The following is a 20,860-nucleotide window of genomic DNA, read 5'->3' as shown; positions in this document are numbered from 1 at the left end:
GCGTCTCATTGATCCATGAGCGCAGCGGACTGTTGCGGATATCGATCGGCGTTCGGTGGCGCAGGCTGCTCTGAGAACCCGCTTACCGAATACTTTTCGGGTGAAAACGAAGAAGCCCCGGCATCGCTGCCGGGGCTTCCCCTGATAACACCTGCGGCGAGCCGCAGAGCCGGTTCCTATTAGTGGAACTGGTTCATGGTGTTGTCTTTACCGCTGGCCTTCAGAGCAGCTTCGCCGGCGAAGTACTCTTTGTGGTTGTCGCCGATGTCGGAACCAGCCATGTTCTGGTGCTTGACGCAGGCGATGCCCTGGCGCAGTTCCTGACGCTGCACGCCCTTCACGTAGGCCAGCATGCCCTGGTCGGCGAAGTAGCCCTTGGCCAGGTTGTCGGTCGACAGAGCGGCGGTGTGGTAGGTCGGCAGGGTGATCAGGTGGTGGAAGATGCCAGCCTGAGCGGAACCGTCGCGCTGGAAGGTGCGGATCTTCTCGTCGGCAACCTGGGCCAGTTCGGTCTCGTCGTACTCGACGCTCATCAGGTTGGCGCGGTCGTAGGCGGAGACGTCCTTGCCTTCGGCAACGAAAGCGTCGAACACCTGCTGACGGAAGTTCAGGGTCCAGTTGAAGGACGGGCTGTTGTTGTAGACCAGCTTGGCGTTCGGGATCACCTTGCGGATCTCGTCAACCATGCCTTTGATCTGGCCAACGTGCGGCTTCTCGGTCTCGATCCACAGCAGGTCGGCGCCGTTCTGCAGCGAGGTGATGCAGTCCAGGACGCAGCGAGCTTCGCCGGTGCCCTTGCGGAACTGGAACAGGTTGGACGGCAGACGCTTCGGGCGCAGCAGCTTGCCTTCACGGTTCAGCACGACGTCGCCGTTCTTCATGTCGGCCGGGCTGATTTCTTCGCAGTCCAGGAAGGAGTTGTACTGGTCGCCCAGGTCACCCGGCTCGTTGGTCACGGCGATCTGCTTGGTCAGGCCGGCGCCCAGGGAGTCGGTACGCGCGACGATCACGCCGTCGTCGATGCCCAGTTCCAGGAAGGCGTAGCGAACGGCGTTGATCTTGGCGAGGAAGTCGGCGTGCGGAACGGTGACTTTGCCGTCCTGGTGGCCGCACTGCTTCTCGTCGGAAACCTGGTTCTCGATCTGGATGCAGCAGGCACCGGCTTCGATCATCTTCTTGGCCAGCAGGTAGGTGGCTTCGGCGTTGCCGAAACCGGCGTCGATGTCGGCGATGATCGGTACGACGTGGGTTTCGAAGTTGTCGATCTGAGCCTGGATCTCGGCGGCCTTGGCGCTGTTGCCTTCGGCGCGAGCGTTGTCCAGGGCGGTGAACAGCAGGTCCAGCTCACGGGCGTCGGCCTGACGCAGGAAGGTGTACAGCTCTTCGATCAGCGCGGCAACGGAAGTCTTCTCGTGCATGGACTGGTCCGGCAGCGGGCCGAAGTCGGAACGCAGGGCGGCGACCATCCAGCCGGACAGGTACAGGTAGCGCTTGTCGGTGGTCTTCAGGTGCTTCTTGATGGCGATCAGCTTCTGCTGACCGATGAAGCCGTGCCAGCAACCCAGGGACTGGGTGTACTTGGAGGAGTCGGCGTCGTACTCGGCCATGTCTTTGCGCATGATGGCCGCGGTGTACTTGGCGATGTCCAGGCCGGTCTTGAAGCGGTTCTGAACGCGCATGCGAGCGGCGTACTCGGGGTTGATGGCGCCCCAGCTGCTGCCGTACTTCTCTTTCAGGGCGGCAACGGCCTTGATCTCGGTCTGGTAAACGGACATGGTCAATCCTTCAAAAAGTGTGTGTTGAGCACCGACTTCCCACGGGAACCTGCGATGAGGTCGCTGTATGGGAGGCTACCGCTGGGACGTCGAGGATTCGACCGAGGCGAGGATGTACCGCGAGGAGGGGTGACGAGACGAACAGTGGGATTAGGCCGAGCAGGGATGTCACCGGCTGGCTCGTGGATGCCATGGGTGACGCTGTCTGGGTCTATCGATCCGGCTGATACGGCTAAACGCTTCCCCGTCCCTCAGGACAACTTCGTTCCAGTCGCAACCTCGTCGAACTGCCTTTTGGGCTGGTAGGACACTGATCGTCCCGACGGTGGGTCGGTGCGATCCGGAGGCCCTGAATCAGGACCCCAGGCTAGCGGGAGCGGGGTCATCATGCACTTTCAAACGAGCGTTCGTCAATCGTTTTGTAGTGCTTTTTTTGTGCGACTACATGGTCGTGCGGCTTCAGTCGAGAGCCTCGACCCTGATGCGCATGCTCATGTCGCTGCTGCCCTGGGTGGAGTAGTGGCGGGCGAAGCCGGAGTCGTTGCGCTGGCTCTGCTCGCTGACGCCGCCCAGCGGAATCCATTCGCCCAGGCGGCCGCTGACGCGGGTGTCGGTGCTCTGGGTGTCGATGACGCCGGGCTGGTACTGGTTCACCCGGTCGTTGCTGGTGCTGATGCTGAGGTTGACCCGGTCGCCGGCCAGGGTGGCGGTGACGTAGAAGCCCTGGTTGACGTTGCGGTACTGGGTGTTCTGGTAGACCTGGCCGTAGGGGCCGACGCTGGTGCTGGTCAGCGGCACGCTCTGGCCGACCTGGATCAGCGCCGGGTAGCCCTCGGTGGCCTGCACCTGCTGGGTGCCGCCGCTGCGGCTGTCGGTGGAACGGCGGATGATGCGCACCTGATCTCGACCCTGGATCTCGCCGCGCCCGGCGATCACCTCGACGTCGCCGGCGCTGATGCTGCCGTCGACTCGGTAGCCGCTGCCGTCGTCCAGGCTGTTTTCGCGGGTGTCGACGCTGATCAGCAGGCGCCGCGGCGCCCGGTCCAGTTGGCCGAGCAGGTCGCGGATCTCGGCGATCTTGTCGGGCGCGGCATTGATCAGCAGCTGGTTGCCGTAGGCGCTGGCCTTGCCCTGGCCGTCCAGCGCGGTCTGCACCAGCGGCAGCACATCGTCGGCCATGCGGTAGTTGAGCTGGATCAGCTCGGTGGCCGCCTGCAGCGGCAGGCTGAGGCCGAGCGAGAGGGCGAGCAGGCAGGCGCGCAGGGTCATAGCAGGAAGCTCCGTAGGTCGGGGTCGGTCAGGCTCAGGTCCCAGGCCTCGTCGAACTGCGCCTGGCGTTGGCGAACCCGTCCGGGGTCGTTGTACAGGGCGTAGCCGGCGTACAGCTCGGGCGTTTCGCGCAGCAGCAGGCCGCGGTCGTCGACCAGCAGATAGGCGCCGGTCTCGCCGGGGTGGTCCGGGTTGATCTTGCGCACCTGCAGGTTGCTGGTGATGCGCTTGGCCAGGTTGAGCAGGCGGTGGCCCTGGCGCAGCGGCGTGCCGACGTCGCGCAGCAGGATGCGCATGCGGTTCTTCGGGCTGGCTAGGAGCAGGCGCGTACAGGCGTCCTGCACGCTGCTGTGGTTGTACAGCCAGGCTTCCAGGTCGGGGCTGTACAGGCACAGGTTGTTGTGAGCCTGTTGCAGCAGGGCCAGGGCGTGGGCCTGGGCCTCGTCCGGGCGGCCGAAGCGCTCCAGGTGCGAATGGCCGCCAAGGGCGAAGGGGGCGGGTTCGCGCGGTTCGCTGGTGACGGCTGGCTGGTTGTCGGGGTTGTGCACGGAAAAACGCCCCGGCGACTGGAATTCGATGGCCGGCAGTTCCGGTTGGTTCTCGTCGTGCGGGGCGTTTTCGTCGCTCATGCTGCCGTCCTAATCGCTATGCCGCACCATCATCACGTGGGGGATGCCGGCCTCGAGGTACTCGTCGCCCTCGATGCGGAAGCCCAGTCGCTCGTAGAAGGCGCTGGCGTGCACCTGGGCGCTGAGCCTCTGCTCGCGCTGGCCACGTTGCTCGGCGGCCTCGATGGCGGCGCGCATCAGCGCCTCACCGACCTTCAGGCCGCGCCAGTCCTTGAGCACCGAGACCCGGCCGATCTGGCCGTCGGCCAGCAGGCGCGCGGTGCCGATCGGGTAGTCGCCCTCGCAGGCGAGGAAATGCACGGCATCGATGTCCTCGTCATCCCATTCGAGTTCGGCGGGCACCGCCTGTTCGGCGATGAACACCGCCTCGCGGATGCGCCGCAGGTCGGCATTGTCCTTCTGCCAGTGGGCGAGGCGGACGTGAATCTCACTCATCAGCAAACTCCAAACTTCCTTGCTGGACCAGTTCACGCACCAGTGTACGCCCGTCTTCGTCGGCCAACCAAGGCGCCAGGTTATCGCCGTGCAGAGCCTCGGCGGCGCAGATCAGGCGCAGCAGCTCCTTGAGGTGCGCCGGCAGCAGGCGGCTCTGGCCGCTGGCGAACAGCACCAGGCCGACGTCCACCTCGCTCCAGGCCAGGCGGGCGCTGGGGTTGCGTACCAGCACGGCGCCGTCTTGCAGGGCGCCGAGGAACTCGTCTTCGGCTATTTCGGGGCCGTTGACCAGCTCGGGGTAGCGCGGCTCGGTCATGAACTGGCCGAACCAGGTGAGCAGCAGGCGTTCGTCGCTCATGTGCTCGGTCAGCAGCGCCTTGAGGCGGTCGAGGGCGTCCTGCTGGATCTGGTGCGGGTCGCTGCTCGGCGCCATGCCGGCGTCGCTGTAGCGCTCCTCGTCCGGCAGGAACTGGGCGAGAAAGTCGGTGAAGTGGGTCAGCACCTCGGCCGCGCTCGGTGCGCGGAAGCCGACCGAGTAGGTCATGCAGTCGTCCTCGGCGATGCCATGGTGGGCCAGGCGTGGCGGCAGGTAGAGCATGTCGCCGGGCTCCAGCACCCATTCGTCGGTCTGCTCGAACTCGGCAAGGATGCGCAGGTCGGCGTGCGCCAGCAGCTTGCTGTCGGCGTCGCACATCTGGCCGATCTTCCAGCGGCGCTGGCCTTCGGCTTGCAGCAGGAACACGTCGTAGTTGTCGAAGTGCGGGCCGACGCTGCCGCCCGGCGCGGCGAAGCTGATCATCAGATCGTCGATGCGCCAGCTGGGCAGGAAGCCGAAGTCCTTGAGCACCTCGGCCACTTCCGGCACGAACTGGTCGACGGCCTGTACCAGCAGGGTCCAGTCGCGCTCCGGCAGCTGGCTGAAGGTGTCCTCGGCGAAGGGGCCGCGGCGCAGTTCCCAGGGGTGGGCGCCGTGCTCCAGCACCAGGCGCGACTCGACTTCCTCTTCCAAGGCCAGGCCGGCCAGCTCGTCGGCGGTGATCGGGCTCTCGAAGCCGGGAATGGCCTGGCGGATCAGCAGGGGCTTCTGCTGCCAGTAGTCGCGCAGGAACTCGCGGGGAGTCAGGCCGCCCAGCAGCTGCAGGGGAGTATCAGGATTCATGGCTAAGCCCTTGAAAGAGATGAAATGGCTAAAACAAAAACGCCCGGCTCAGCCGGGCGTTGGCGGGGCTGGTGGCGCTCAGATGCGCTTGGCCTGGGCGACGGCGTTGCCGATGTAGCGGGCCGGGGTGAGCTGCTTGAGCTCCTCCTTGGCGGCTGCCGGCATGTCCAGGCCGTCGATGAAGCTGAGCAGGGCCTCGGGGCTGATGCCCTTGCCGCGGGTCAGCTCCTTGAGCTTCTCGTAGGGATTCTCGATGGCGTAGCGGCGCATCACGGTCTGGATCGGCTCGGCCAGGACTTCCCAGCAGGCGTCCAGGTCTTCGGCGATGCGCGCCTCGTTCAGTTCCAGCTTGCCGATGCCCTTGAGGCTGGCCTCGTAGGCGATGACGCTGTGGGCGAAGCCGACGCCGAGGTTGCGCAGCACGGTGGAGTCGGTCAGGTCACGCTGCCAGCGCGAGATCGGCAGCTTGCTGGCCAGGTGCTGGAAGATCGCGTTGGCGATGCCCAGATTGCCTTCGGAGTTCTCGAAGTCGATCGGGTTGACCTTGTGCGGCATGGTCGAGGAGCCGATCTCGCCGGCCACGGTCTTCTGCTTGAAGTAGCCGAGGGAGATGTAGCCCCACACGTCGCGGTCGAAGTCGATGAGGATGGTGTTGAAGCGGGCGATGGCGTCGAACAGCTCGGCGATATAGTCGTGCGGCTCGATCTGGGTGGTGTAGGGGTTCCACGAGAGGCCCAGGTCGCCTTCGATGAACTGCTTGGCGTTGGCCTCCCAGTCGATCTGCGGGTAGGCGGACAGGTGAGCGTTGTAGTTGCCTACGGCGCCGTTGATCTTGCCCAGCAGCGGCACGGCGGCGACCTGGGCGATCTGGCGCTCCAGGCGGTAGACCACGTTGGCCAGTTCCTTGCCGAGGGTGGTCGGCGAGGCCGGCTGGCCGTGGGTGCGCGACAACATCGGCACGCCGGCGAACTTGACGGCCAGCTCGCGAATGGCGCCGGCGATCTGCTTCATCAGCGGCAGCAGAACGCTGTCGCGGCCCTCGCGCAGCATCAGGGCGTGGGACAGGTTGTTGATATCTTCGGATGTGCAAGCGAAGTGGATAAATTCGCTGACCGCGGCCAGTTCCGGCAGCTTGGCGGCCTGCTCCTTGAGCAGGTACTCCACGGCTTTGACGTCGTGGTTGGTGGTGCGCTCGATTTCCTTCACGCGTTCGGCGTGCTCGACGGCGAAGTTCTCGGCCAGCTCGTTGAGCAGGGCGTTGGCCTCGGCGGAGAAGGGCGCGACTTCGGCGACGCCTTCATGGGCGGCCAGGCGCTGCAGCCAGCGTACTTCGACCATCACGCGGAAGCGGATCAGGCCGTATTCGCTGAAGATCGGGCGCAGGGCGCTGGTTTTGCCGGCGTAGCGGCCATCGACGGGGGACACCGCGGTGAGCGAGGAAAGCTGCATGGAGGCGTTCTCGGGCAGGTCGGTCAACGAAAAGGGCGCACATCATACACGAAAGAGCAGCTTTAAGCCGCAAGTTGCAAGCTTCAAGTAGAAGCGTGGCTCGGCGCAGGAGTGCTTTTGCTCTTACTTGCGGCTTGCAGCTTGGGGCTTGCGGCTGATTGCGAGCAGGCTGGCGGCGAAGATCAGCGCCGCGCCGATCAGCGAGGTGACGTCCGGCATCTCGCCCCAGCGCAGCCAGGCGATAAGGCCGGCGAAGACGATGGCCAGGTAGGCGATGGGGCCGATCAGGCCGGGCGGCGCCAGGGCGTAGGCCTTGGACATGACGATCTGGCTCACCGTGGCGAGCAGGCCGATGCCCAGCAGCAGGCCGAGCTGGTGCTGGTCCAGTGGCTGCCAGGCCCAGGTCAGCGGCACGGCGGAAATCAGTGCGCTGAACAGCGAGAAGTAGAAGACGATGCGGAAGGCCGGCTCGGTATCGCTCATCTCGCGAATGGACACGAAGGCGAAGGCCGCCAGGATGCTGGCCGCCAGGCCGACCAGGGCCTGGCTGTCGAACAGCGCCTGGCTGGGCTTGGCCACCAGCAGCACACCGACCAGGCCGATGCCGGTAGTGAGCAGCATGCGCCGGGTCAGCGGCTCCTTGAGCAGCCACCAGGCTAGTACTGGGGTGAACACCGGCGCCGAATAGGTGAAGAGCATGGCGTCGGCCAGCGGCAGGTGGGCGATGGCGTAGAAGAAGCAGTACATCGCCGCCAGGCCGTAGCCGGTGCGCCACAGATGCGATTTTATCCGGCCTGTCCTCAGCGGGCCGGTGCCCTTGAGGGCGACCAGCGGTAGAAAGAACAGCACGCCGACCAGGTTGCGGAAGAACACCACCGACTCGTTGTTGACGCCGCCGGACACCTCGCGGATGCCTACGCCCATCAGGGAAAAGAGCAGGGCGGAGAGCGCCAGCAGCAGGGCGCCCTGCACGGGTCTGACGCTGCGGCTGGGCGGGTTCATGTCAGCTCCGCAGCAGCGGGTAGAGTTCCTTGAGCAGCTTGCCGCGGCTGAACACCAGCTGCCAGCGGTGGCCACCGAGCTGGCGCCACAGGCGAGCCGAGCGGATGCCGGTGAGCAGCAGGGCGCGGACCTTGGAAGCCACGGCCGGTTGCTGCAGGAAGCGCATGTCGCCATGCACCTGGATGCGCTGGCGGAAGGTGCTGATGGTGTCCTGGTACAGGCTGCCGCAGGCGGCCACCACGTTGTCGTGGGTCGGGCCGAAGTGCTCGACCTGGTTCTGGATCTGGTCCAGGCGGCTGCCGATCACTTGCAGCATGTCGTCGCGCTTGGCCAGCTGGCGCTCCAGGCCGAGCAGGGCCAGGGCGTAGCGCAGCGGTTCGCGCTGCAGGCTGGCCGGGCTGCGCTCCAGGGCGCCGACCAGGGCCTTGTAACCCTCGCGCAGGTTGAGGTCGTCGCCGCCGTAGACTTCCAGCGTGCTCTTCGGGTCGCGTACCAGCAGGCTGCCGAGCAGGCAGCCGAGCTGGGCGTCGCCGACCTGGCCGGTGCGGGCCAGCTTGTCCACCAGGCTGGCGGCCTGGAATACGGCAGAGAGTGCGATCAGCTGTTCCTGGGTCGGGCTCATGCGCGCGGTGCTCCTTCGGCGCAGGGTTCGGCGACCTCGATCACGCCGCCGCCGAGGCAGATTTCGCCGTCATAGAACACCACGGACTGGCCCGGGGTGACGGCGCGCTGCGGCTCGTCGAACAGGGCGCGGTAGCCGTTCGCGGTCTTTTCCAGGGTGCAGGCCTGGTCGGCCTGGCGATAGCGCACCTTGGCGGTCAAACGGCGCGGGCTGGACAGATCGACGGGGTTGACCCAGTAGATGTCCGAGGCGAGCAGGGCGCGGGAGAACAGCCAGGGATGGTCGTTGCCCTGGCCGACGATCAGCACGTTGCGGGTGAGATCCTTGTGCAGCACGTACCAGGGCTCGTCGCCGGCGTCCTTCATACCGCCGATGCCGAGGCCCTGGCGCTGGCCGATGGTGTGGTACATCAGGCCGACGTGCCGGCCGATCACCTTGCCCTCGGTGGTCTCGATATTGCCCGGCTGGGCCGGCAGGTACTGCTTGAGGAAATCACTGAAGCGGCGCTCGCCGATGAAGCAGATGCCGGTCGAGTCCTTCTTCTTGGCGGTGGCCAGCGCGTACTTCTCGGCGATGGCGCGTACCTGCGGCTTCTCCAGCTCGCCGACCGGGAACAGGGTGCGGCCGATCTGCTCGCCGCCGACGGCGTGCAGGAAGTAGCTCTGGTCCTTGTTCGGGTCGAGGCCCTTGAGCAGTTCGCTGCGGTCGTCGATATCGCGGCGGCGCACGTAGTGGCCGGTGGCGATCAGATCGGCGCCGAGGCTGAGGGCGTAGTCGAGGAAGGCTTTGAACTTGATCTCGCGGTTGCACAGGATGTCGGGGTTCGGCGTGCGCCCGGCCTTGTATTCGGCGAGGAAGTGCTCGAACACGTTGTCCCAGTATTCCGCGGCGAAGTTGGCGGTGTGCAGCTTGATGCCGATGCGGTCGCACACGGCCTGGGCGTCGGCCAGGTCGGCCATGGCGGTGCAGTATTCGGTGCCGTCGTCCTCCTCCCAGTTCTTCATGAACAGGCCTTCCACCTGGTAGCCCTGCTCGAGCAGCAGCAGGGCGGAAACGGAGGAGTCGACGCCGCCGGACATGCCGACGATCACTCGGGTATTGGCTGGTTCGCGCATGGGAGTTCGAGAAGGGTGACTGCGGAAAGCTGGCGATTCTATCAGGAGCGGGCCCCGCGCGGCGAATCAGGCCGGGCCGCGATCGGCCGGGGTGCGGATCAGGCTGAGGTCGTGGCGTGCCCCGGCCAGGTAATCGTCGATGCAGCGCAGCACCAGTTCGCTGCGCCAGCGCTCGGGCTGGGCGGCCAGCTCGTCGCGGGTCAGCCAGCGTGGGCCGATGATGCCTTCGTCCAGGGGCGACTCCGGCAGGTGGCGCAGCGGCTTGGCGGCGAAGCACACGCGCTGGTAGGTCACGCCGTTGCTCGGCGCGGTGTACAGGTAGATGCCGGTGACGGCGGTCAGCTCCACCTGCCAGCCGGTTTCTTCCAGGGTCTCGCGCAGGGCCGCCTCGATCAGACTTTCGTCGGCTTCCAAGTGGCCGGCAGGCTGGTTAAATACCGCCTGGCCGCCGGCCAGTTCCTCGACCAGCAGGAAGCGTCCGCGGTCCTCGACAACGGTGGCGACGGTAACGTGTGGGGTGAAGCGCATAGGGGGCTCCATGCAGGCAAATGGCGGCGGGGCTCGGGCAATCCCGGGGCGAGCTGCTAGGCTTGAAAGCGCCCGGTCGGTGCCGCTCTGTAGCGGCCCTGTAGTTTGACTACAAGAATGGCCCGAGGCCAGGATTCGAGCAGTCTAAGCCGGGGCAGAGGCGCCGGTAAACGGTTAAAAGTGCGTGACTTTCTGTAGAAAAACTACAAGAATGCGACACCTTTCCGAGATCCAGATGTATCGTCTGCCGCGCTACCCGTGCGGTGGATTGTCAGACCACGAAAACAAACGGAGTCCAGCATGGGATACCAGAAGATCCAGGTGCCTGCGAGCGGCGAGAAGATCACTGTCAACGCCGACATGTCCCTGAATGTACCGAACAACCCGATCATTCCGTTCATCGAGGGTGACGGTATCGGTGTCGATATCAGCCCGGTGATGATCAAGGTCGTCGACGCTGCCGTCGAGAAGGCCTACGCCGGCCAGCGCAAGATCGCCTGGATGGAAGTGTATGCCGGCGAGAAAGCCACCCAGGTCTACGACCAGGACACCTGGCTGCCGAAGGAAACCCTGGAAGCCGTGCGCGACTACGTCGTGTCCATCAAGGGCCCGCTGACCACTCCGGTCGGTGGCGGCATTCGCTCCCTCAACGTGGCCCTGCGTCAGGAGCTGGATCTGTATGTCTGCCAGCGTCCGGTGCGTTGGTTCGAAGGCGTGCCGAGCCCGGTGAAGAAGCCGGGTGACGTGGACATGTGCATCTTCCGCGAGAACTCCGAGGACATCTACGCCGGCGTCGAGTGGAAGGCCGGTTCGCCCGAGGCCGAGAAGGTCATCAAGTTCCTCACCGAGGAAATGGGCGTCAAGAAGATCCGCTTCACCGAGAACTGCGGCATCGGCGTCAAGCCGGTTTCCCTGGACGGCACCAAGCGCCTGGTGCGCAAGGCCCTGCAGTACGCCGTGGACAACGATCGCAGCTCGGTGACCATCGTTCACAAGGGCAACATCATGAAGTTCACCGAAGGTGCCTTCAAGGAGTGGGGCTACGAGGTGGCGCGCGACGAGTTCGGCGCCGAGCTGCTGGACGGCGGCCCGTGGATGCAGTTCAAGAACCCGAACACCGGCAAGACCATCGTGGTGAAGGACGCCATCGCCGACGCCATGCTGCAGCAGATCCTGCTGCGTCCGGCCGAGTACGATGTGATCGCCACCCTGAACCTGAACGGTGACTATCTGTCCGACGCCCTGGCGGCCGAGGTGGGCGGAATCGGCATCGCGCCGGGCGCCAACCTGTCCGACACCGTGGCCATGTTCGAGGCCACTCACGGCACCGCGCCGAAGTACGCCGGCCAGGACAAGGTCAACCCGGGCTCGGTCATCCTCTCCGCCGAGATGATGCTGCGCCACATGGGCTGGCTGGAAGCTGCCGACCTGATCATCAAGGGCACCAACGGTGCCATCGCCGCGAAGACCGTGACCTACGACTTCGAGCGTCTGATGGACGGTGCCAAGCTGTTGTCCTGCTCGCAGTTCGGTGATGCCATCATCGCTCACATGTAAGGCGACGAGCGGTAAACGAAAAGGCCGGTCATCTGACCGGCCTTTTTCATTTTGGCTCTTTTCAGGCTTCCGCTGGAGTGTTTTGCGGCGAGCTGATGGCCGCCGGGGATTCACTGGTTACCAGAATCGGACTGATATTCACCGCATGCAGGCCCTTGGGGCCCTGCAGAATATCGAATTTGACCGCTTGGCCGGCCTTGAGAGTCTTGTAGCCGTCCATCTGGATAGCCGAGTAGTGGGCGAACAGGTCCTCATCTCGGCCGTCGGCGACGATGAAGCCGTAGCCCTTGGCGTTGTTGAACCACTTGACCTTACCGCTAAGCATGCTGACATCCCTCTGCAAAGGACTCCATCACTGGAGTATCATCCACTTCAGCTCCACGTCCGACTTCGGCCGTTTGGGCGCAGCCGCGGAACCCCGATACCCGATAGGGTATTCACTGTTTGTAACACCGTTTCGCCTTTAGTCAAGGTGCGCAGACGGGAGGCTGAGAAGCCTGTCAAAATCCCTCTGCCATCGAACTCCCACCTATCACTATCCCATCAGTTCAGCATGCATTCACGCAGCCAGATTCGACTAACATTCAATCAGGATCGCCCCGTCGAGCATGAGGACGATTCCACCGGCCTGGCAGTGCAGGAAGCGAAGCCGAAGTTGCAGGCACCGCCCATGTATAAGGTGCTGATGTTCAACGACGATTACACGCCGATGGATTTCGTGGTCGAGGTGCTGGAGCTGTTCTTCGGCATGAATCGGGAGCTGGCCACCAAGGTCATGCTCACCGTGCATACAGAGGGCAAGGCGATCTGCGGGGTGTTCACCCGCGACATCGCAGAGACCAAGGCGATGCAGGTCAACCAGTACGCTCGGGAGAGCCAGCATCCGCTACTCTGTGAGATAGAGAAGGACGGTTAACGCCGTCCCGCTTGGGTAAGAGGTGAAGCTATGTTGAATCGAGAGCTGGAAGTCACCCTCAATCTGGCCTTCAAGGAGGCACGTGCCAAGCGCCATGAGTTCATGACGGTCGAGCACCTGCTTCTTGCTTTGCTGGACAACGAGGCTGCAGCGACCGTACTGCGCGCCTGCGGCGCCAACCTGGATAAGCTCCGACATGATCTGCAGGAGTTCATCGACTCCACGACCCCCCTGATTCCGCAGCACGACGAAGAGCGCGAGACCCAGCCGACCCTGGGTTTCCAGCGCGTGCTGCAGCGCGCCGTGTTCCATGTGCAGAGCTCCGGCAAGCGCGAGGTGACCGGCGCCAACGTGCTGGTCGCCATCTTCAGCGAGCAGGAAAGCCAGGCCGTGTTCCTGCTCAAGCAGCAGAGCGTGGCGCGCATCGACGTGGTCAACTACATCGCCCACGGCATCTCCAAGGTGCCGGGGCATGCCGAGCATCACGAGAGCGAGCAGGAGATGCAGGACGACGAGGGGGGCGACTCCTCGCCCTCCGGCAATCCGCTCGACGCCTACGCCAGCAACCTCAACGAGTTGGCGCGCCTGGGTCGCATCGATCCGCTGGTCGGGCGTGAGCATGAGGTCGAGCGGGTGGCACAGATCCTCGCCCGGCGACGCAAGAACAACCCGCTGCTGGTCGGCGAGGCCGGTGTCGGCAAGACCGCCATCGCCGAGGGCCTGGCCAAGCGCATCGTCGACGAGCAGGTGCCGGACCTGCTGGCCGACAGCGTGGTCTACTCCCTCGATCTCGGCGCGCTGCTGGCGGGCACCAAGTACCGCGGCGACTTCGAGAAGCGCTTCAAGGCGCTGCTCAACGAGCTGCGCAAGCGCCCGCACGCCATCCTGTTCATCGACGAGATCCACACCATCATCGGCGCCGGCGCGGCCTCCGGTGGGGTGATGGACGCCTCCAATCTGCTCAAGCCGCTGCTGTCGTCCGGTGAGATTCGCTGCATCGGCTCGACCACCTTCCAGGAGTTCCGCGGCATCTTCGAGAAGGATCGCGCCCTGGCGCGGCGCTTCCAGAAGGTCGATGTCAGCGAGCCCTCGGTCGAGGACACCGTGGGCATCCTCAAGGGGCTCAAGGCGCGCTTCGAGCAGCACCACCATATCGAGTACAGCGACGAGGCCCTGCGTGCGGCGGCCGAGCTGGCGGCGCGCTACATCAACGACCGGCACATGCCGGACAAGGCCATCGACGTGATCGACGAGGCCGGCGCCTACCAGCGCCTGCAGCCGGAGGAGAAGCGCGCCAAGCGCATCGAGGTGGCCCAGGTCGAGGACATAGTGGCGAAGATCGCGCGGATTCCGCCGAAGCACGTCAGCAGCTCGGACAAGGAGCTGCTGCGCAACCTGGAGCGCGACCTCAAGCTCACCGTGTTCGGCCAGGATACGGCGATCGATTCGCTGTCCACCGCGATCAAGCTGTCCCGGGCCGGGCTCAAGGCGCCGGACAAGCCGGTCGGCTCTTTCCTCTTCGCCGGCCCGACCGGCGTCGGCAAGACCGAGGCCGCTCGTCAGCTGGCCAAGGCCATGGGCATCGAGCTGGTGCGTTTCGACATGTCCGAGTACATGGAGCGCCACACTGTGTCGCGCCTGATCGGTGCGCCACCCGGTTATGTCGGTTTCGACCAGGGCGGCTTGCTGACCGAGGCCATCACCAAGCAGCCGCACTGCGTGCTGCTGCTGGACGAGATCGAGAAGGCCCACCCGGAAGTCTTTAATCTGCTGTTGCAGGTGATGGACCACGGCACCCTGACCGACAACAACGGGCGCAAGGCGGACTTCCGCAACGTGATCCTGATCATGACCACCAACGCCGGGGCGGAAACCGCGGCGCGGGCGTCGATCGGCTTCACCCAGCAGGACCATTCGTCCGACGCCATGGAAGTGATCAAGAAGAGCTTCACGCCAGAGTTCCGCAACCGCCTGGATACCATCATCCAGTTCGGCCGCCTGAGTCACGAGACCATCAAGAGCATCGTCGACAAGTTCCTCACCGAGCTGCAGGCGCAGCTGGAGGACAAGCGCGTGCAGCTGGAGGTCAGCGACGCGGCGCGTGGCTGGCTGGCGGAGCGTGGCTACGACGTGCAGATGGGCGCGCGGCCGATGGCGCGGCTGATCCAGGACAAGATCAAGCGGCCTCTGGCCGAGGAGATCCTGTTCGGCGAGCTGGCCGAGCACGGCGGCCTGGTGCATGTCGACCTCGAAAACGGCGAGCTGCATTTCGAGTTCGAGACCACGGCCGAGCCGGCTTGATCGGCAGGCAAACGAAAACGCCCGGCAGTGCCGGGCGTTTTTGCATTCGGATTGCGCGAGGTGGCAATCAGCGGGCGCGGTAGGTGATGCGGCCCTTGCTCAGGTCGTAGGGCGTCAGTTCGACGCGGACCTTGTCGCCAGTCAGAATGCGGATGTAGTTCTTGCGCATCTTGCCGGAGATGTGCGCGGTAACGACGTGCCCGTTTTCCAACTCCACACGGAACATGGTGTTGGGCAGGGTGTCGACGACAGTACCTTCCATTTCGAAGCTGTCTTCTTTCGACATGCAGTAAAGCCCTCGGTATCCAAAGATTGGCCCGGCGCAAGGGTGCCCGGACAAAAGCGGCGTGCATTGTGCCCGAAAAGGGGGAGGGACGCCAAGTGGCTGCGGAGTCGGGAAATGGTCGGCTCAGGTCAGAACGACCCAGCGCTGGTTGACGAACAGCTCGATGGGGCGGTACTGGGTCTTGTAGCTCATCTTCCGGCAATTCTTGATCCAGTAGCCAAGATAGACGGCCTGCAGGCCGAGACGGGCGGTCTCGCCGATCTGCCAGAGAATGGCGAAGCGGCCCAGGCTGCGGCGTTCCTCGTCCGGGTCGTAGAAGGTGTAGACCGCCGACAGGCCGTTGGGCAGCACGTCGGTGACGGCCACCGCGACCAGGCGGCCTTCCAGGCGGAACTCGTAGAAGCGGGCGAAGGGTAGGTCGCGGACCAGGAAGGTGCTGAACTGGTCGCGGCTGGGTGGGTACATGTCGCCATCGGCATGGCGCTGCTCGATGTAGCGCACGTAGAGGGCGTAATACTCCTCGCTGAAGGCGGGGCGTACGGGGCGCACTTGCAGGTCGGCGTTGCGCTTGAGGATGCGCTTCTGCTGGCGACTGGGGATGAACTGGTCGGCGGGAATGCGTGCCGGCACGCAGGCGGTGCAGCGCTGGCAGTGCGGGCGGTAGAGGTGGTCGCCGCTGCGGCGAAAGCCCATCTCCGAGAGTTCGGCATAGACCTGCACATCCATGGGCTGGCTGGGATCGAGAAACAGCGTGGTGGCCTGTTCCTCGGGCAGATAGCTGCATGGATGGGGCTGAGTGGCGTAGAACTTGAGGCGTGCCAGCTCGGTCATGGTCGACCCTCGGGGAAACCCTGGGACAAGTGTATGTCAGCCCGGGGGTGCCTACCACACGAGGCGGTCATACCCGCCAGTCGGCAGCGCTGCCCTGCTCCAGATGCTCGCGCAGATAGGCGGCGAATTCCCGTCGTGGAATGGCACGGGCGCCGAAGCTGTGCAGGTGCTGGGTCGGCATCTGGCAGTCGATCAGGGCGAAGCCCCACTCGCGCAGCTTGCCGACCAGGGTGGCGAAGCCGACCTTGGAGGCATTGTCGATGCGGCTGAACATGGATTCGCCGAAGAACAGTCGGCCCATGGCCAGGCCGTAGAGGCCGCCGACCAGCTGCTCGCCCTGCCAGACTTCCACCGAGTGGGCGATGCCGCGGCGGTGCAGCTGCAGATAGGCCTGCTGCATGCTCTCGGTGATCCAGGTGCCGTCGGCGTAGTCGCGCGGTTCGGCGCAGGCGCGGATGACAGCGGCGAAGTCCTGGTCGAAGGTCACCCGCAGGCGCTGCTGGCGCATCAGCTTGGCCAGGCTGCGCGACAGGTGGAACTCCTCGGGCAGCAGAACGGTGCGTGGGTCGGGCGACCACCACAGCAGTGGCTGGCCCTCGCTGAACCAGGGGAAGCAGCCGTGCCGGTAGGCGGCGATCAGGCGCTCGGCGGACAGGTCGCCGCCGGCGGCCAGCAAGCCATTGGGTTCGCGCATGGCCTTCTCCAGCGGGGGGAAGTCCAGTGAGTCGCGTTGCAGCCAGGTCAACATGCGGGGGAGGGCGGGTGCGCTGGCACCCGCAGCCGGGCTCAGGCGTCGAGGTATTTCTCGGCGTCCAGCGCGGCCATGCAGCCGGCGCCGGCCGAGGTGATGGCCTGGCGGTAGACATGGTCGGCCACGTCGCCGGCGGCGAATACGCCCTCGATGCTGGTGGCGGTGGCGTTGCCTTCGCTGCCGCCCTGGACGATCAGGTAGCCGTCACGCATCTCCAGCTGGCCCTGGAACAGCTCGGTGTTGGGCTTGTGGCCGATGGCGATGAACACGCCGGCCAGCTGCAGCTCTTTAGTGCTGCCGTCGGCGGTGCTTTTCAGGCGCACGCCGGTGACGCCGGTGTTGTCGCCCAGCACTTCGTCCAGGGTGTGATTCCAGTGCAGGCGCACGTTGCCGTTGGCGGCCTTGTCGAACAGCTTGTCCTGCAGGATTTTCTCCGAGCGCAGTTTGTCGCGGCGATGGATCAGGTGCACTTCCTTGGCGATGTTGGACAGGTACAGGGCTTCCTCGACGGCGGTGTTGCCGCCGCCGACCACGCACACGACCTGGTTGCGATAGAAGAAGCCGTCGCAGGTGGCGCAGGCGGACACGCCCTTGCCGGCGAAGGCTTCCTCGGACGGTAGGCCCAGGTACTGGGCACTGGCGCCGGTGGCGATGATCAGTGCGTCGCAGCTGTAGGTGCCGCTGTCGCCCTTGAGAACGAACGGCTTGCTCTGCAACTCGGCGGTGTGGATATGGTCGTAGACGATCTCGGTGTCGAAGCGCTCGGCGTGCTCCTGCATGCGCTGCATCAGCGCCGGGCCGGTCAGGCCGTGCACGTCACCCGGCCAGTTGTCGACTTCGGTGGTGGTGGTCAGCTGGCCGCCGGGCTGGATGCCGGTGATGACGACGGGCTTGAGGTTGGCGCGGGCGGCATAGACGGCGGCGGTGTAGCCGGCCGGGCCGGAGCCCAGGATGATCAGGCGTGAATGCTTGACTTCGCTCATAAAAAGACCCCATAAGCCTTTGTCACAAAAGAGAATGCGTGCTCCAATTGGGCGGCACGCAAGGGATAGCCGGGTATCCTACACCGAAGCGGGAGAGGGCGGCAAAACGGCGCCCCGGCCTGGCACGATACCTGTAAATTTGTACAATAGTCCGCTCCCAGGATCGCCAGTCGCGTTCCACGCGCAGGAATGACAGCGTTTTGAAGAATCCCAGCACAGCAGCCCAGGCGCCGGCCTGGCGCCAGCAATTGCAGCATCGCCTCAAGGAAGGTGCCCTGATCGCGCTCGGCGCGCTTTGCCTGATCCTGTGGATGGCGCTGCTGACCTACGACCAGAACGATCCGGGCTGGACTCACACCAGCACTGCCCAGCAGGTGCAGAACGCCGCCGGTCGCGCCGGTGCCTGGTTCGCCGACGTATTGTTCATGGCACTCGGCTACTTCGCCTACCTGTTCCCGCTGCTGCTTGCCGTGCGCATCTGGCAGATGTTCCGTGCCCGCAACGAGCCGTGGCAGTGGAACGGCTGGATGTTCTCCTGGCGTCTGATCGGTTTGGTGTTCCTAATTCTGGCCGGCTCCACCCTGGCCTATATCCATTTTCATTCCGCGCCCGGCATGCCGGCCTCCGCCGGCGGCGCGCTGGGCGAGAGCCTGGGCCAGCTGGCTATCGAAGCGCTCAACGTGCAGGGCAGCACCCTGCTGTTCCTCGCCCTGTTCCTGTTCGGCCTGACCGTATTCACCGACCTGTCCTGGTTCAGGCTGATGGACCTGACCGGCAAGATCACCCTCGACCTGATCGAACTGGTGCACAGCCTGATCACCCGCTGGTGGGAGGCGCGTGTGCAGCGCAAGCAACTGGTGGCTCAGCTGCGCGAGGTGGACGAGCGTGTCGCCGAGGTGGCCGCGCCGGTGGTGCCGGATCGCCGCGAGCAGGCCAAGGTCAAGGAGCGCCTGATCGAGCGCGAGGAGACCCTGGCCAGGCACATGGTCGAGCGCGAGACCCGCGCCGCGCCGGTGATAGCGCCGCAACCGGCGCCCAAGGCCGCCGAGCCGAGCAAGCGCGTGCTCAAGGAGAAGCAGGTGCCGCTGTTCGAGGATGCGGCCCTGGCCGGCAGCCTGCCGCCGATCTCCATTCTCGACGTGGCCGAGAAGAAGCAGAAGAGCTTCTCCCCCGAGTCGCTGGAGGCCATGTCGCGCCTGCTCGAGATCAAGCTCAAGGAGTTCGGCGTCGAGGTGGTGGTGGAGTCCGTGCACCCGGGCCCGGTGATCACCCGCTTCGAAATCCAGCCGGGCATCGGCGTCAAGGTGAGCCGCATCTCCAACCTGGCCAAGGACCTGGCCCGTTCGCTGGCGGTGATCAGCGTGCGGGTGGTCGAGGTGATCCCGGGCAAGACCACGGTCGGCATCGAGATTCCCAACGAGGACCGCCAGATCGTGCGCTTCTCCGAGGTGCTGTCGTCCAACGAGTACGACGACGCCAAGTCGCCGGTGACCCTTGCGCTGGGCCACGATATCGGCGGCAAGCCGGTGATCGCCGACCTGGCCAAGATGCCGCACCTGCTGGTGGCCGGTACCACCGGCTCCGGTAAGTCGGTGGGGGTCAACGCCATGATCCTGTCGATCCTGTTCAAGTCCACGCCGGAAGAGGCGCGGATGATCATGATCGACCCGAAGATGCTCGAGCTGTCCATCTACGAAGGCATTCCGCACCTGCTGTGCCCGGTGGTGACCGACATGAAGGAGGCCGCCAACGCCCTGCGCTGGTCGGTGGCCGAGATGGAGCGCCGCTACAAGCTGATGGCGGCCATGGGCGTGCGCAACCTGGCCGGCTTCAACCGCAAGGTGAAGGACGCCGAGGAGGCCGGCACGCCGCTGCATGACCCGCTGTACAAGCGCGAGTCGATGGAAGACGAGCCGCCCTACCTGAAGACCCTGCCGACCATCGTCGTGGTGGTCGACGAGTTCGCCGACATGATGATGATCGTCGGCAAGAAGGTCGAAGAGCTGATCGCCCGCATCGCGCAGAAGGCCCGTGCCGCCGGCATCCACCTGATCCTGGCCACCCAGCGCCCGTCTGTGGACGTGATCACCGGTCTGATCAAGGCCAACATCCCGACCCGCATGGCCTTCCAGGTGTCGAGCAAGATCGATTCGCGCACCATCCTCGACCAGGGCGGCGCCGAGCAGCTGCTGGGCCACGGCGACATGCTTTACCTGCCGCCCGGCACCGGCCTGCCGATCCGCGTGCATGGCGCCTTCGTTTCCGACGACGAGGTGCATCGCGTGGTCGAGGCCTGGAAGCAGCGCGGCGCGCCGGACTACATCGAGGACATCCTCGCCGGCGTCGAGGAGAGCGGCAGCGGCTTCGAGGGCGGCGGTAGCGGCGAGGGCGGCGAGGGCAGCGAGGAAGACCCCTTGTACGACGAGGCCGTGGCCTTCGTGCTGGAGAGTCGCCGCGCCTCCATCTCCGCCGTGCAGCGCAAGCTGAAGATCGGCTACAACCGCGCCGCGCGCATGATCGAGGCCATGGAGATGGCCGGCGTGGTCACTCCGATGAACACCAACGGCTCGCGCGAGGTCATAGCGCCGGGGCCGTCCCGAGACTGAAGAAAGAGGATTTCCATGCGCCTGATTCGCATGCTGCTGCTGGCCACCCTGGCCTGCAGCCCCGTACTTGCCCATGCCGACGACGAGGCCGCGGTCAAGCGGCTGACCGCCTTGCTCGACCAGGCCCAGACCCTGAGCGGGCGTTTCTCCCAGCTGACCCTGGATGGCTCCGGCACCCAGTTGCAGGAGACCTCCGGGCAGATGGCGCTGAAGCGCCCCGGCCTGTTCCGCTGGCACACCGATGCGCCGCAGGAGCAGCTGCTGGTGTCCAACGGGCAGAAGGTCTGGCTGTACGACCCGGACCTGATGCAGGTGACCGTGCAGAGCCTCGACCAGCGCCTGACCCACACCCCGGCGCTGCTGCTGTCCGGCGATGTGTCGAAGATCCGTGAGAACTTCGACATCACCTACAAGGAAGGCGGCGACGTGGTCGATTTCATCCTCAAGCCCAAGGCCCGGGACAGCCTGTTCGACAACCTGCGCCTGTCCTTCCGCAAGGGCACGATCAACGACATGCAGCTGATCGACAGCATCGGCCAGCGCACCAATATCCTGTTCCTCGGCGTGAAGATGAACGACAAGCTGGACGCCGGCCTGTTCGACTTCCAGGTGCCGGAAGGCGCCGACGTCATCCAGGAATAAGAGG

Annotated in this window: 20 protein-coding genes; 5 read left to right on the top strand and 15 right to left on the bottom strand. The window is 65.1% G+C overall.

From position 1 onward, the window contains the following. Window positions 1-179: 179 nt before the first annotated feature. The 10 genes from AAFN46_RS06365 to AAFN46_RS06320 form a co-directional block, all read right to left on the bottom strand. Entirely contained in the window at window positions 180-1,775 is a 1,596-nt protein-coding gene (locus AAFN46_RS06365) for an isocitrate lyase (protein WP_347807847.1), read from the bottom strand. A 459-nt stretch (window positions 1,776-2,234) separates the two neighbouring features. Continuing rightward, window positions 2,235-3,044 carry a secretin N-terminal domain-containing protein gene (locus tag AAFN46_RS06360; protein WP_347807846.1) on the bottom strand — a complete coding sequence of 270 codons (810 nt, stop codon included), beginning with the start codon at window positions 3,042-3,044 and terminating at the stop codon, window positions 2,235-2,237. Further along, entirely contained in the window at window positions 3,041-3,673 is a 633-nt protein-coding gene (locus AAFN46_RS06355) for a histone acetyltransferase HPA2 (RefSeq protein ID WP_347807845.1), read from the bottom strand. Before AAFN46_RS06355 ends, AAFN46_RS06360 begins: the two co-directional genes overlap by 4 nt. Window positions 3,674-3,682: 9 nt before the next feature. Further along, window positions 3,683-4,114, bottom strand: coding sequence for a GNAT family N-acetyltransferase (locus tag AAFN46_RS06350; RefSeq protein ID WP_347807844.1), 432 nt, complete (start codon window positions 4,112-4,114; stop codon window positions 3,683-3,685). Next, on the bottom strand, window positions 4,101-5,267 hold the full coding sequence (locus tag AAFN46_RS06345) for a cupin domain-containing protein (protein ID WP_347807843.1): 1,167 nt from the start codon (window positions 5,265-5,267) through the stop codon (window positions 4,101-4,103). Before AAFN46_RS06345 ends, AAFN46_RS06350 begins: the two co-directional genes overlap by 14 nt. Window positions 5,268-5,345: 78 nt before the next feature. After that, window positions 5,346-6,716 (bottom strand): adenylosuccinate lyase, encoded by a 1,371-nt coding sequence (gene purB, locus AAFN46_RS06340; RefSeq protein ID WP_347807842.1) that lies wholly within the window; start codon window positions 6,714-6,716, stop codon window positions 5,346-5,348. Window positions 6,717-6,839: 123 nt separating this feature from the next. Next, the gene (locus tag AAFN46_RS06335; protein WP_347807841.1) at window positions 6,840-7,718 is read right to left on the bottom strand and encodes a DMT family transporter; all 879 of its coding nucleotides are present in this window, start codon (window positions 7,716-7,718) and stop codon (window positions 6,840-6,842) included. Between the two features lies 1 nt (window position 7,719). After that, a complete protein-coding gene (hflD, locus tag AAFN46_RS06330; protein WP_347807840.1) occupies window positions 7,720-8,340 on the bottom strand; it encodes a high frequency lysogenization protein HflD in 621 nt (206 codons plus the stop codon). Beyond that, the gene (gene mnmA / locus AAFN46_RS06325; RefSeq protein ID WP_347807839.1) at window positions 8,337-9,455 is read right to left on the bottom strand and encodes a tRNA 2-thiouridine(34) synthase MnmA; all 1,119 of its coding nucleotides are present in this window, start codon (window positions 9,453-9,455) and stop codon (window positions 8,337-8,339) included. The genes hflD and mnmA overlap by 4 nt, the downstream gene beginning before the upstream one ends. Before the next feature lie 66 nt (window positions 9,456-9,521). Next, a complete protein-coding gene (locus AAFN46_RS06320; RefSeq protein WP_347807838.1) occupies window positions 9,522-9,983 on the bottom strand; it encodes an NUDIX hydrolase in 462 nt (153 codons plus the stop codon). A 300-nt stretch (window positions 9,984-10,283) separates the two neighbouring features. On the opposite strand from AAFN46_RS06320, the gene icd reads away from it, so the two are divergent. Beyond that, on the top strand, window positions 10,284-11,540 hold the full coding sequence (icd, locus tag AAFN46_RS06315) for an NADP-dependent isocitrate dehydrogenase (protein ID WP_347807837.1): 1,257 nt from the start codon (window positions 10,284-10,286) through the stop codon (window positions 11,538-11,540). A 61-nt stretch (window positions 11,541-11,601) separates the two neighbouring features. On the opposite strand, the gene cspD is transcribed toward icd, so the two are convergent. Further along, entirely contained in the window at window positions 11,602-11,865 is a 264-nt protein-coding gene (cspD, locus tag AAFN46_RS06310; RefSeq protein ID WP_347807836.1) for a cold shock domain-containing protein CspD, read from the bottom strand. Between the two features lie 228 nt (window positions 11,866-12,093). Here cspD and clpS point away from each other — a divergent pair, with 228 nt between their 5' ends. After that, window positions 12,094-12,456 carry an ATP-dependent Clp protease adapter ClpS gene (gene clpS / locus AAFN46_RS06305; RefSeq protein WP_347807835.1) on the top strand — a complete coding sequence of 121 codons (363 nt, stop codon included), beginning with the start codon at window positions 12,094-12,096 and terminating at the stop codon, window positions 12,454-12,456. A gap of 30 nt (window positions 12,457-12,486) precedes the next feature. Next, window positions 12,487-14,757, top strand: a complete 2,271-nt coding sequence (clpA, locus tag AAFN46_RS06300; RefSeq protein WP_347807834.1) for an ATP-dependent Clp protease ATP-binding subunit ClpA — start codon at window positions 12,487-12,489, stop codon at window positions 14,755-14,757. A 67-nt stretch (window positions 14,758-14,824) separates the two neighbouring features. On the opposite strand, the gene infA is transcribed toward clpA, so the two are convergent. From infA to trxB, 4 genes are all read right to left on the bottom strand, one after another. Next, window positions 14,825-15,043 (bottom strand): translation initiation factor IF-1, encoded by a 219-nt coding sequence (gene infA, locus AAFN46_RS06295; RefSeq protein WP_002553999.1) that lies wholly within the window; start codon window positions 15,041-15,043, stop codon window positions 14,825-14,827. Between the two features lie 123 nt (window positions 15,044-15,166). Beyond that, window positions 15,167-15,874: an arginyltransferase gene (locus AAFN46_RS06290; protein ID WP_347807833.1), complete on the bottom strand. Its 708-nt coding sequence runs from the start codon at window positions 15,872-15,874 to the stop codon at window positions 15,167-15,169. Window positions 15,875-15,941: 67 nt separating this feature from the next. Continuing rightward, window positions 15,942-16,622 carry a leucyl/phenylalanyl-tRNA--protein transferase gene (gene aat, locus AAFN46_RS06285; protein WP_347807832.1) on the bottom strand — a complete coding sequence of 227 codons (681 nt, stop codon included), beginning with the start codon at window positions 16,620-16,622 and terminating at the stop codon, window positions 15,942-15,944. 38 nt (window positions 16,623-16,660) lie between these two features. Then, window positions 16,661-17,608 (bottom strand): thioredoxin-disulfide reductase, encoded by a 948-nt coding sequence (trxB, locus tag AAFN46_RS06280; protein WP_347807831.1) that lies wholly within the window; start codon window positions 17,606-17,608, stop codon window positions 16,661-16,663. 146 nt (window positions 17,609-17,754) lie between these two features. On the opposite strand from trxB, the gene ftsK reads away from it, so the two are divergent. Both ftsK and lolA read left to right on the top strand, forming a co-directional pair. Further along, window positions 17,755-20,214, top strand: coding sequence for a DNA translocase FtsK (gene ftsK, locus AAFN46_RS06275; RefSeq protein WP_347807903.1), 2,460 nt, complete (start codon window positions 17,755-17,757; stop codon window positions 20,212-20,214). A 15-nt stretch (window positions 20,215-20,229) separates the two neighbouring features. Continuing rightward, on the top strand, window positions 20,230-20,856 hold the full coding sequence (lolA, locus tag AAFN46_RS06270) for an outer membrane lipoprotein chaperone LolA (protein ID WP_347807830.1): 627 nt from the start codon (window positions 20,230-20,232) through the stop codon (window positions 20,854-20,856). Window positions 20,857-20,860: the final 4 nt, after the last annotated feature.

It is taken from the genome of Pseudomonas sp. CAU 1711, assembly GCF_039888625.1.
Taxonomy (GTDB): domain Bacteria; phylum Pseudomonadota; class Gammaproteobacteria; order Pseudomonadales; family Pseudomonadaceae; genus Aquipseudomonas.
Note: the sequence above shows the minus strand (reverse complement) of the source record. Positions and strands in the feature narration are given on the sequence as shown.

Coding starts and splice junctions, on each gene's coding strand:
- AAFN46_RS06365 (WP_347807847.1), bottom strand. CDS start 1,775: ATGTCCGTTTACCAGACCGAGATCAAGGCCGTTGCCGCCCTGAAAGAG.
- AAFN46_RS06360 (WP_347807846.1), bottom strand. CDS start 3,044: ATGACCCTGCGCGCCTGCCTGCTCGCCCTCTCGCTCGGCCTCAGCCTG.
- AAFN46_RS06355 (WP_347807845.1), bottom strand. CDS start 3,673: ATGAGCGACGAAAACGCCCCGCACGACGAGAACCAACCGGAACTGCCG.
- AAFN46_RS06345 (WP_347807843.1), bottom strand. CDS start 5,267: ATGAATCCTGATACTCCCCTGCAGCTGCTGGGCGGCCTGACTCCCCGC.
- purB (WP_347807842.1), bottom strand. CDS start 6,716: ATGCAGCTTTCCTCGCTCACCGCGGTGTCCCCCGTCGATGGCCGCTAC.
- AAFN46_RS06335 (WP_347807841.1), bottom strand. CDS start 7,718: ATGAACCCGCCCAGCCGCAGCGTCAGACCCGTGCAGGGCGCCCTGCTG.
- hflD (WP_347807840.1), bottom strand. CDS start 8,340: ATGAGCCCGACCCAGGAACAGCTGATCGCACTCTCTGCCGTATTCCAG.
- mnmA (WP_347807839.1), bottom strand. CDS start 9,455: ATGCGCGAACCAGCCAATACCCGAGTGATCGTCGGCATGTCCGGCGGC.
- AAFN46_RS06320 (WP_347807838.1), bottom strand. CDS start 9,983: ATGCGCTTCACCCCACACGTTACCGTCGCCACCGTTGTCGAGGACCGC.
- icd (WP_347807837.1), top strand. CDS start 10,284: ATGGGATACCAGAAGATCCAGGTGCCTGCGAGCGGCGAGAAGATCACT.
- cspD (WP_347807836.1), bottom strand. CDS start 11,865: ATGCTTAGCGGTAAGGTCAAGTGGTTCAACAACGCCAAGGGCTACGGC.
- clpS (WP_347807835.1), top strand. CDS start 12,094: ATGCATTCACGCAGCCAGATTCGACTAACATTCAATCAGGATCGCCCC.
- clpA (WP_347807834.1), top strand. CDS start 12,487: ATGTTGAATCGAGAGCTGGAAGTCACCCTCAATCTGGCCTTCAAGGAG.
- infA (WP_002553999.1), bottom strand. CDS start 15,043: ATGTCGAAAGAAGACAGCTTCGAAATGGAAGGTACTGTCGTCGACACC.
- AAFN46_RS06290 (WP_347807833.1), bottom strand. CDS start 15,874: ATGACCGAGCTGGCACGCCTCAAGTTCTACGCCACTCAGCCCCATCCA.
- aat (WP_347807832.1), bottom strand. CDS start 16,622: ATGTTGACCTGGCTGCAACGCGACTCACTGGACTTCCCCCCGCTGGAG.
- trxB (WP_347807831.1), bottom strand. CDS start 17,608: ATGAGCGAAGTCAAGCATTCACGCCTGATCATCCTGGGCTCCGGCCCG.
- lolA (WP_347807830.1), top strand. CDS start 20,230: ATGCGCCTGATTCGCATGCTGCTGCTGGCCACCCTGGCCTGCAGCCCC.